This is a genomic window from Ciceribacter ferrooxidans (genome assembly GCF_004137355.1).
Lineage (GTDB): Bacteria > Pseudomonadota > Alphaproteobacteria > Rhizobiales > Rhizobiaceae > Allorhizobium > Allorhizobium ferrooxidans.
The window spans coordinates 245,619-257,019 of record NZ_SDVB01000380.1; the positions used below are offsets into that span (position 1 = coordinate 245,619).

Annotated in this window: 5 protein-coding genes and 1 pseudogene; 3 read left to right on the forward strand and 3 right to left on the reverse strand. The window is 65.3% G+C overall.

Annotation, left to right across the window (positions count from 1 at the left end; genetic code table 11):
* Positions 1 to 188: 188 nt before the first annotated feature.
* Positions 189 to 4,829 (forward strand): annotated as a pseudogene (gltB, locus tag EUU22_RS23545) (glutamate synthase large subunit); the annotation flags it as partial.
* A gap of 100 nt (positions 4,830 to 4,929) precedes the next feature.
* A complete protein-coding gene (locus tag EUU22_RS23550) occupies positions 4,930 to 6,384 on the forward strand; it encodes a glutamate synthase subunit beta (RefSeq protein WP_129334391.1) in 1,455 nt (484 codons plus the stop codon).
* Positions 6,385 to 6,435: 51 nt separating this feature from the next.
* Here the strand turns inward: EUU22_RS23550 and EUU22_RS23555 are convergent, their stop codons facing one another.
* Positions 6,436 to 7,617 carry an SGNH/GDSL hydrolase family protein gene (locus tag EUU22_RS23555; RefSeq protein ID WP_129334392.1) on the reverse strand — a complete coding sequence of 394 codons (1,182 nt, stop codon included), beginning with the start codon at positions 7,615 to 7,617 and terminating at the stop codon, positions 6,436 to 6,438.
* 76 nt (positions 7,618 to 7,693) lie between these two features.
* Complete coding sequence (locus EUU22_RS23560; RefSeq protein ID WP_129334393.1) at positions 7,694 to 8,905, reverse strand: lytic murein transglycosylase; 1,212 nt, start codon at positions 8,903 to 8,905, stop codon at positions 7,694 to 7,696.
* A 200-nt stretch (positions 8,906 to 9,105) separates the two neighbouring features.
* Between EUU22_RS23560 and galU the strand changes: the two genes are divergently transcribed.
* Positions 9,106 to 9,993, forward strand: a complete 888-nt coding sequence (gene galU / locus EUU22_RS23565) for a UTP--glucose-1-phosphate uridylyltransferase GalU (protein WP_129334394.1) — start codon at positions 9,106 to 9,108, stop codon at positions 9,991 to 9,993.
* A 6-nt stretch (positions 9,994 to 9,999) separates the two neighbouring features.
* Here the strand turns inward: galU and EUU22_RS23570 are convergent.
* Positions 10,000 to 11,401 (reverse strand): outer membrane beta-barrel protein (locus EUU22_RS23570; RefSeq protein WP_129334395.1); only part of this gene is annotated, 1,402 nt, incomplete at its 5' end.

Genomic DNA, 11,401 nt, shown 5'->3' on the forward strand with positions numbered 1-11,401 from the left:
GATTTGCGATAGATTGGCCGCTTGCCGTGCAGGTGGGCTCGTCATGCGGGTCGGTTCCGGACTTCCCGGATCGGATCGCGCGTGGCGCAACAGGAGGGAAGGCGATGACGAAGATGGCTCCGTCTGAAGGATCGATGATGGCTCATGCGCGCGCGGACGAGACGCGTGCCGGGGCCGCGATCAAGCGCGCCGGCCTTCCCGCCAAGCAGGGGCTCTACGACCCGTCCAACGAGCACGATGCCTGCGGCGTCGGCTTCATCGCCCACATGAAGGGTGAGAAGTCGCACCAGATCATCAAGGATGGCCTGTTCATCCTCGAGAACATGACCCATCGCGGCGCCGTCGGTGCCGATCCGCTGATGGGCGATGGTGCCGGCCTTCTCGTGCAGATCCCCGACCGCTTCTTCCGCGAGGAAATGGCCAAGCAGGGCATTACCCTGCCGAAGGCTGGCGAATATGCCGTCGGGCACTTCTTCTTCCCGCAGGACGAAGAGCAGATCGCCCATTTCAAGAAGGTCATCGCCGAGGTCTGTCAGGACGAGGGGCAGCACCTGATCGGCTACCGCGACGTGCCGGTCGACAACGCCTCGCTGTCCAAGGCGCCGGAAATTGCCGCGACCGAACCCCGTCATATTCAGGTCTTCATCGGCGCCGGCCGGGACGCGGCCACCCAGGACGCCTTCGAGCGTCGGCTGTTCCTGCTGCGCAAGGTGATCTCCAACCGCATCTACGACCAGTACGGCGGACAGGAAACCGGCTTCTACCCGGTTTCGCTGTCGTCCTCGACGATCGTCTACAAGGGCATGTTCCTCGCCTATCAGGTCGGCGCCTATTATCAGGACCTGCGCGACCCGCGCTTCGTCTCGGCCGTGGCGCTCGTCCACCAGCGCTTCTCGACCAACACCTTCCCGTCGTGGAAGCTCGCGCATCCGTATCGCATGGTTGCCCACAACGGCGAGATCAACACGTTGCGCGGCAACGTAAACTGGATGGCCGCCCGCCAGGCCTCGGTCTCTTCGCCGCTCTTCGGCGCCGACATCTCCAAGCTCTGGCCGATCTCCTACGAAGGACAGTCCGATACCGCCTGCTTCGACAACGCGCTCGAATTCCTGATGCGCGGCGGCTATCCGATGGCGCAGGCGGTGATGATGCTGATCCCCGAAGCCTGGGCGGGCAACCAGCTGATGTCGCCCGAGCGCAAGGCCTTCTACGAGTACCATGCCGCGCTGATGGAGCCGTGGGACGGCCCGGCGGCGGTCGCCTTCACCGACGGCAAGCAGATCGGCGCGACGCTCGACCGCAACGGCCTGCGGCCGGCGCGCTACCTCGTCACCAGCGATGACCGGGTCATCATGGCCTCGGAAGCCGGCACGCTGCCGGTACCGGAAGAGCTGATCGTCAAGAAGTGGCGTCTGCAGCCGGGCAAGATGCTGCTCATCGACATGGAGAAGGGGCGGATCATTTCCGACGAGGAGGTGAAGTCCGAACTCGCCAAGACCCATCCCTATCGCGAATGGCTCGACCGCACGCAGCTGATCCTCGAAGACCTGAAGCCGGTCGAGCCGCGGGCGCTGCGCCGCGACGTGTCGCTGCTCGATCGCCAGCAGGCCTTCGGTTACACGACCGAGGATACCAAGCTCCTGATGTCGCCGATGGCCACCACCGGCCAGGAAGCGATTGGCTCGATGGGCACCGACACGCCGATCTCGGCGATGTCGCAGAAGTCGAAGCTGCTCTACACCTATTTCAAGCAGAACTTCGCGCAGGTCACCAACCCGCCGATCGACCCGATCCGCGAAGAGCTGGTCATGAGCCTCGTCTCCTTCATCGGACCGCGGCCGAACCTGCTCGACCACGAAGGTGCGGCGCGGGCGAAGCGGCTCGAAGTGCGCCAGCCGATCCTCACCAACGGCGACCTCGAGAAGATCCGCTCGATCGGCCACACCGAGGACCGGTTCGACACCAAGACGCTCGACTTCACCTATGACGCCGAGCGCGGTGCCGAAGGCATGCCGGAAATGCTCGATCGCCTCTGCGAGCGGGCGGAGGCCGCCGTTCGCGGCGGCTACAACATCATCGTTCTCTCCGACCGCCAGATCGGGCCGGACCGCATCGCGATCCCGGCACTACTCGCCACCGCGGCCGTGCATCACCACCTGATCCGCAAGGGTCTCCGGACCTCGGTCGGTCTCGTCGTCGAGTCCGGCGAACCGCGCGAAGTGCATCACTTCTGCTGTCTCGCCGGTTACGGTGCCGAGGCGATCAACCCCTATCTCGCCTTCGACACGCTCACCGACATGCACAAGCACGGCGAGTTCCCGAAGGAGGTCGACGCCAGCGAAGTCGTCTACCGCTACATCAAGGCGGTCGGTAAGGGCATCCTCAAGGTCATGTCCAAGATGGGCATCTCGACCTACCAGTCCTATTGCGGCGCGCAAATCTTCGACGCCGTCGGCCTGTCGTCGGAGCTGGTCAACCAGTACTTCTTCGGCACCGCCACGACCATCGAGGGCATCGGCCTCAAGGAAATCGCCGAAGAGACCGTGAACCGTCACCGCGCCGCCTTCGGCAAGGATCCGGTTCTCGCCAACACGCTCGACATCGGCGGCGAATACGCCTTCCGCATGCGCGGTGAAAACCACGCCTGGAGCCCGGATTCGATTGCCGCTCTCCAGCATGCGGTGCGCGGCAATTCGCGCGACCGCTACCGCGAATTCGCCCAGATGGTCAACGAGACCTCGCTCCGGCTGAACTCGATCCGCGGCCTCTTCACCATCAAGTCGGCGGAAACGCTCGGCCGCAAGCCGGTGCCGCTCGACGAGGTCGAGCCCGCCGTCGAGATCGTCAAGCGCTTCTCGACGGGCGCCATGTCCTTCGGCTCGATTTCCCGCGAGGCGCATACGACGCTCGCGATCGCGATGAACCGTATCGGCGGCAAGTCGAACACCGGTGAGGGCGGCGAGGAAGCCGACCGCTACACGCCGCTGCTCGACGGTTCGGCCAATCCCGAGCGTTCGGCGATCAAGCAGGTCGCGTCCGGCCGTTTCGGCGTGACCACCGAATACCTCGTCAATGCCGACGTGCTGCAGATCAAGGTCGCGCAGGGTGCGAAGCCCGGCGAAGGCGGTCAACTGCCCGGTCACAAGGTCGACGCGACGATTGCCAAGACCCGCCATTCGACGCCGGGCGTCGGCCTCATCTCGCCGCCGCCGCATCACGACATCTATTCGATCGAGGACCTGGCGCAGCTGATCTTCGACCTCAAGAACGTCAACCCGGTCGCCGATATCTCGGTGAAGCTGGTGTCGGAAGTGGGCGTCGGCACGGTTGCGGCCGGCGTCGCCAAGGCGCGCGCCGACCACATCACCATCTCCGGCTTCGACGGCGGCACCGGCGCTTCGCCGCTCACCTCGCTGAAGCATGCCGGCAGCCCCTGGGAGATCGGCCTTGCCGAGACCCAGCAGACGCTCGTCCTCAACGGGCTTCGCTCGCGCGTCGCCCTGCAGGTCGATGGCGGCCTGAAGACCGGCCGTGACGTCATCATCGGGGCGATGCTCGGTGCCGACGAGTTCGGCTTCGCCACCGCTCCGCTGATCGCGGCGGGCTGCGTGATGATGCGCAAGTGCCATCTGAACACCTGCCCGGTCGGCGTCGCCACGCAGGACCCGGTTCTCCGCAAGCGCTTCAAGGGGACGCCGGAACACGTCGTCAACTTCTTCTTCTTCGTTGCCGAAGAGGTTCGCGAAATCCTGGCCTCGCTCGGCGTGCGCAGGCTCGACGAGATCATCGGCGCCTCGGAATACCTCGAGAAGGAAGAGATGCTCGCCCACTGGAAGGCCAAGGGGCTCGACTTCACCAGGATCTTCCACAAGGTGGACGCTCCGAAGGCGGCAACCTACTGGACCGAGCGGCAGAAGCACCCGATCGACGACATCCTCGACCGCAAGCTGATCGAGAAGGCGATGCCGGCTCTCGAAAGCAAGCAGCCGGTGGTCTTCGACGTCGACATCAAGAACGTCGACCGTTCGGCGGGCGCCATGCTGTCGGGCGAAGTCGCCAAGCGCCACGGCCACAAGGGGCTCAAGGACGACACGATCCACGTCACCCTTCGGGGCACGGCGGGGCAGTCCTTCGGCGCCTTCCTCGCCCGCGGCATCACCTTCGATCTCGTCGGTGATGGCAACGACTACGTCGGCAAGGGTCTCTCGGGTGGACGCATCATCGTCCGTCCGCCGGAGAACGCCCGCATCGTTGCGGAGAACTCGATCATCGTCGGCAACACCGTTCTCTACGGCGCCATCGAGGGCGAGTGCTACTTCCGCGGTGTGGCCGGCGAACGCTTCGCCGTGCGCAACTCCGGTGCGGTGGCTGTCGTCGAAGGCGTAGGCGACCACGGCTGCGAGTACATGACCGGCGGTGTCGTCGTCGTGCTCGGCCAGACGGGTCGCAACTTCGCGGCCGGCATGTCCGGCGGCGTCGCCTATGTTCTCGACGAGCAGGGCGACTTCGCCTCCCGTTGCAACATGGCGATGGTCGAGCTGGAGCCGGTACCGGAAGAGGACGACATGCTGGAGAAGCTGCACCACCACGGCGGCGACCTCATGCACAAGGGCCGCGTCGACGTCTCGGGCGACATGACGCGCCACGACGAGGAGCGCCTCTACCAGCTGATCTCGAACCACCTGCACTACACGGGTTCGACGCGGGCGAAGGACGTTCTCGACCGCTGGGCGGAATTCCGTCCGAAGTTCCGCAAGGTGATGCCGGTCGAGTACCGCCGCGCGCTGGAAGAGATGGAACGGATGCGGATGGGCGTCGCCGCCGAGTGATGTCTCGGCATCGAAGCAGGTGTCCCGGCGGAAGACCGGCGGGACGCACTTCGCGCACGACAGACGTGCAGTCACAGGATTTACTGAGCAGGATAGCAAAATGGGCAAGGTAACAGGCTTCATGGAGATCGACCGGCAGGTGGCGAAGTATCAGCCGGCCTCCGACCGTATCCGCCACTTCCGCGAATTCACGATTCCGATGTCGGATGCCGAAGTGACCAAGCAGGCGGCGCGCTGCATGGATTGCGGCATTCCCTACTGCCACGGTCCGACGGGGTGTCCGGTGCACAACCAGATCCCGGACTGGAACGACCTCGTCTACAACGGCAAGTGGGAAGAGGCGATCCGCAACCTGCATTCGACCAACAACTTCCCGGAATTCACCGGCCGTGTCTGCCCCGCGCCGTGCGAGGAGGCCTGCACGCTCAACCTCGAGGACACGCCGGTCGCCATCAAGACCGTCGAGCAGGCGCTGGCCGACAAGGCCTACGAGCTCGGCTTCATCGTGCCGCAGCCCGCGACCGTCCATACCGGCAAGAAGGTCGCGATCATCGGCTCGGGCCCGTCCGGCCTCGCCGCCGCCCAGCAGCTCGGCCGCGCCGGCCACGAGGTGCATGTCTACGAGCGCGAGACCAAGCCCGGCGGGCTTCTGCGCTACGGCATCCCGGACTTCAAGATGGAGAAGAACTTCATCGACCGCCGCGTCGAGCAGATGAAGGGCGAGAACGTCACCTTCCATTGCGGTGTCAACATCGGCGTCGACGTGGCGGCCGAGAAGCTTCTCGCCGATTATGACGCGGTCCTCTATTGCGGCGGTTCGGAAACGCCGCGCGAGGCCGGCATTCCCGGCGCGGACCTGCACGGCGTCCACGACGCCATGCCCTATCTCGTACAGCAGAACCGCCGCGTCGGCCGCGAGAACATCGACAGTGTCGGCTGGCCGTCGGATCCGATCCTCGCCGGCGGCAAGCACGTCGTCGTCGTCGGCGGTGGCGACACCGCGTCGGACTGCGTCGGCACGGCCTTCCGCCAGGGCGCCGTCAAGGTGACGCAGCTCGACATTCGCCCGCGTCCGCCGGAAGTCGAGGACAAGCTCGCGATCTGGCCCTTCTGGGCGACGAAGATGCGCACCTCCTCCAGCCAGGCCGAAGGCGCGGTGCGCGAGTTCCAGGTCGGCACGCTCGCCTTCGTCGGAGAGGACGGCGTGCTGACGGGCGTCAAGTGCTGCCAGGTCGACGAGCGCCGCAAGCCGATCGCCGGCTCGGAGTTCATCATCAAGGCCGATCTCGCCTTCATCGCGATTGGTTTCCGCGGCCCCTTCACCGACAGCGTCGTGAAGGAGCTGGACGGCAAGCTCGACATCAATGTCGACCGCCGCGGCTCGTCCAATGTCGTTGCCAATGACAAGGACTACCGGACCTCGGTGCCGAAGCTCTGGGCCGCCGGCGACGTGCGCCGCGGCCAATCGCTGGTGGTCTGGGCGATCCGCGAAGGCCGGCAGGCGGCACGGGCGATCGACGAGGCACTGATGGGCGAGAGCGTCCTGCCGCGCTGATCGGCAAGGACCGCAGAAGGATCGACGGGTCGCGGCGACGCGGCCCGTTTTCTATTGAAGGGTGGTGTTTGCCTGCGGCAACGCGTAGTCGTCGACGCGGCCGCGGGGCGGCGGCGGAAGCTGGCCTCTCTGCACCAGGTTTTCGCGCGGTGAAGGGAACGCGGCCGCCGGCGGTGGCTCGTCGCCGAGCAGCTTCGCCGCGCCGTCGAGGTCCGGATCGGTCAGATTGATCGGCTGGGTGGAAACGACGTTCTGCATCTGCGACGGCGGCAGGCTCTTGAGCTCGGGCAGATTGCCGCCGTCGAGCGTCACGAGGTCGGGGCTCGCCATTTCCCCGAGGTGCCGGCGTGCGGGTTTCTCGACGTAAAACGCCATCTTGCGCTTGCCGGCGGCGGTGAGATTGATGCCGTCGGACCCGCGCAATCGGACCTGCTGGCCGTTGATGTCGGAGCCGGTGAGGATGAAGCGCCCGTCCGCGTCGACGAACCCCTCCCAGACATCGATGAATTCGCCGCCATGCGCTTCCACCGTCTTCTGGTAGATGCCGTTCAGCATCAGGGCGTCGGACGTCATGTTCTGCGGCCGGAACGGCGGCATGCCGACCCAGAGCAGCGGAAGCTTGCGATCGGTGACGATCTTCGAAAGCGCGGTGATCCTGCCCTCGTATTCCTTGAGCCAGTCCTCGGTGCGGAAGTCTTGCCTGCCGGCCGCCGTCGCCATCTGCTGGCGGTCGTTGGCACCGATCTCGACCACCACCAGATCGGGCTTCACCTCGTCCAGGATCGTCGGAAGTTCCGTTTGCCAGTTGTAGTAGTCTTCGCGGACCAGGCCCGACGAACCGTTGCTCTTCCCGATGACGACGACCCCCGCCGAGTTGGCGAAGGCTTCGTTGAGCCCGTCTGCAAGACCGCCGGCAATGAAGTCGCCGACGACGAGCACCTTGCGCGCGTTCTCCAGTTTGACGACCGGTGGCGGTGGCGGTGGGGCGGCCGGGCTCGCAACGCTTTTCGGCGCCTTTTTCGGCGCACGCGGCGTCGTGATCTTGCGCCGCGTCGGGACCGGCTCGACCGGTTCGATGTAGCGCGGGCCGCCGAAGAACAGGTCGAGCAGCGTCCTGCGCTCGCGGTATTGTGCCTGCGCGATTTCCGGCGCCGCAAACAGCGGCAGAGCAAGCGCGAGCACGGCGAGCCAGAGGCTGCCGCGCCAGTGCCTATGTCCGCTCTTCTGCCGCATCACGTTCCACCGTCTGGTCGGTTTCCGTCCCGTCTCGCGGGGTCACACTATTCCGGACGCCGACGCCGGCACAATGTCAGTTGCGCAGCGCGTCGAGAAGGCGGCGGGAAGGTTCGCCGTCGACCTGCATACCGAGCCGCGATTGCAGCGCGGTTATCGCGGCCTTCGAGCCGGAGCCGAAATTGCCGTCGATCTCACCCTCGTAGTAGCCGAGTGCCTGCAGACGCGTCTGCAACTCGAACTTTTCCTTGATGTCCAGTGTGCCATCCGGCCGCGGCCAGGCTTGCCGCATCCCGCCATAGCCGGCGATTTCGTCGGCGAGCAGGCCGACGGCCAGCGCGTAGCTGTCGGCGGCATTGTAGCGCTTGATGACGAAGAAGTTCTTGGTCATCAGGAAGCCGGGGCCACCAGGACCGCCCGGCATCTTCAGCACTGCGCGGTCGCTTCCGTTTTTGAAGCCTTTGCCGTTCGGCCGAACGAAGCCGAGCTTCACCCATTCGGCGAGCGTCTTGGTCTTGCCCGCGTAGGCTGCGCCACCCTTCGGCACCGCAATTTCGTAGCCCCAGGTCTTGCCCGGTTGCCAGCCGTTTTTGTCGAGCAGGTTCGCCGAGGTCGCGAGCGCGTCGCTCACCGAATGCCAGATGTCCTTGCGGCCGTTGCCGTCGGCGTCGACCGCATAGAGCAGGTAGCTCGACGGGATGAACTGCGTGTGGCCCATGGCACCGGCCCAGGAGCCCATCAGGTTCTTCGAGGCGACGTCGCCGTTCTGCAGCATCCGGAGCGCGGCGATCAGCTGTTTCTTGGCGTATTTCGAGCGCTTGGAATCGGCGTAGGCGAGCGTCGCGAGCGCAGTCGGCACGTGGTGCAGCCGCTCCGGCGTCTCGAGGGCCGCGCCGTAGTTCGATTCCATCGACCAGATGGCGAGCAGGATGTTCCGGTCGACGCCGAAATGCCGTTCCAGCGCGGCGAGCGTCGAGCCATGTTTGGCGGCCATCTCGCGGCCGATCTTGACGGTGTACGGATTGACCCGCGAATCGAGATAGTCCCAGATCTGAGATTTGAATTCCGGCTGGTAGCGAGCCTTCTCCAGCACATCCGGGTCGGGCGAGGAGACCCCTCCGAAGGCGGCATTGTAGGTGCGCTCGCTGATGCCGTTCTTGGCCGCGGTGGCATAGAAGCCGTTGACCCATTTCTTGAAGCCGGCGTCGGCCATTGCGGCACCCGGCAGCATGAGGGTGGCCAGCGAAATGCCAAGGGCTCCGAGAAGCTTGCGGTTCTGTCTGGTCATTGGAATTTCCCCGTAATCGGACGGTTCATTTTCCAGCCATTGTGAGGCTGTTCACCTCAGGTTAAGGCAATTGCGTCAACAAATTCTTTACCATGGCGCGTCGGCCCAGCACAGGCCTTTGCGAAATGGCGGCAAATATATAAGAGTTCGCAGGCGTGAGAATGAGGACGCCTGCCGGAAAGTCCTCAAGGAGGAATTGAGTGGTTCAACATAGCAAGCTCCGTAAAGCTGTCTTCCCCGTCGCGGGCCTCGGCACGCGCTTCCTTCCCGCCACCAAGGCGGTTCCGAAGGAAATGCTGACGGTCGTCGACAAGCCCGTCATCCAGTACGTGGTCGACGAGGCGGCGGAAGCCGGGATCGAGCATTTCGTTTTCGTCACGGGGCGCGGCAAGGGTGTCATCGAGGACTATTTCGACATCCAGTTCGAGCTGGAGCAGACGCTCAAGGCCAGAAACAAGAATGCCGAACTGACCCTGCTCTCGGGCCTCCTGCCGAAGGCGGGCTCGGCGAGCTTCACCCGTCAGCAGGAGCCCCTCGGACTGGGCCACGCCGTCTGGTGCGCCCGCGACATCGTCGGCGACGAACCCTTCGCCCTGCTGCTGCCCGACATGATCATGCGGGCCGAGAAGGGCTGCCTCAAGGGCATGGTCGAGCTTTACGAGAAGGCCGGCGGCAATGTCATCGCGGTCGAGGAATGCGCTCCCGACCAGGCCCACAAATACGGCATCGTCGGTGTGGGCGAGCAGCTCGAAGGCGGTTTCCGCATTACCGAAATGGTCGAGAAGCCGGCCAAGGGTACGGCTCCGTCGAACTTCTTCATCAACGGCCGCTATATCCTGCAGCCGGAGATCTTCGCGATCCTCGAAACGCAGGAGCGCGGCGCCGGAAACGAGATCCAGCTGACCGACGGTATGCTGAAGCTCGCAAAGACGCAGCCGTTCGCGGGCTACCACTTCAAGGGCCAGACCTTCGACTGCGGCGCCAAGGACGGGTTCATCCTCGCCAATGTGAGCTTCGCCATCGAGCGGGCCGATATCCGCCCGACGATCGAGGAGCCGCTGAAGGCCCTGCTCGCCGCCCTCAAATAGGGCGGCTCAGCGCTTGGTCGTCAGGCCGACCATTGCATTCCAGGTCTCGGAGTCGGTTGCGGATCGCCGGTCGGTGTATTCGTAGCCGACGTCCGCTGTCAGATCGACGTAACGGTTGAGACTGTAGCTCAGGCCGGCACCTGCGGTGTACTTGACGCTGTCGGAAACGCCGGCATCCGACGGATAGTCGGTCCAGGCGGTGCCGCCGGAGAGGCGGGCGACCAGATCACTGCGCAACTGGTGGGTGACGGTAGCGTCGAGCGCGTAGATGACGGCGCCGCTGACGCCCGCCGTCGTCGACGGGTCGATCGTCGTGGAAAGCCCGAGATCGACGTCGGTGCCGCGATGCGGCGACCAGGCAATATTGCCGTCGACCGTGACCGCCGCGATGTCGTCGAGGCGGCTGTCGTCGAAGTCCTGGATGCGATAGCCGAGCGAGAGTTCGCCTCTCAGTTTCTCGCCGAAATCCGAGGTGATGCCGGCCTTCGCCGCATAGACGTCCGCCGAGCGGGCATATCCGCCCGAATCCGTCTTCTCGTCGTAGAGAACGCGCCCGATCGATGCCTCCACGAAGGGAATGAGCGCCGGCGAGATTTCATAGCCGAGCCGCGCGCGAAGCGTGCCCGCCGTCCGGTTTCGTTCGGAAAGCGAGACCTTGGTGCCGTCGGAGAGCTCGGCATCCGAATAGAGCCAGCGTTCGACGTCGGCGCCGAGCGTTCCCCGCAGCCGTCCGAAATCGTGCTCGACGGAGGCGTCGCCGGTGAAATGGTGGATGCCGGACTGTACCGACGCACCGGAAATCGCGTTCGGGTCGTTGGTATCCTCGCGGCTGAAGCCGTAGCCGGCACGCAGATGCGCGGTCGTGCTCTCGGAGAGATCGAGGCGCAGGTCGGCGTCGACATTGGCGCGCGGGTCGGTCGCGCCGTCGCCGGAGAGATTGCGCTGCCAATAGCCTTCGCCGGTCACGGTCAACTGATGGCGGGACCAGTCAGAAGTGAGCGATCCCTTGAGGCCTGTTTCCCAGAAGGTCCGCTGCTGTTTGTCTCCGCCGGTCCGGTTCGATTCGACGCCGAGCCTCTGGCTGAAGGCGGGGCGCAACGTCATGGTGCCGAGGCGGATGCCGGGCGGCTCGGCATCGTCCGGCGTCGCACGTTCCGGTGCATACTGGACGGGAGACTCGCGAAGGTTCAGCCGCCCCATATCGGCAGCCTCCGGGTCCTCGGACGGGACCGAGCCGGTCACGGTATCGGCGGGCGCATCCGGCTCCGCCGGCTGGCCGGCCTTGCGGGCGGTGGCGGCAGGCGCGGTCGTCCCCGTCGCCGTCCCCTCGGTGGCTGCGCCTGTCGCAAGTGTGTCCTGACCCTGACCCTGATCGGCCGCGGAGGCCGGCAGCGGTTGCCAGACGGCC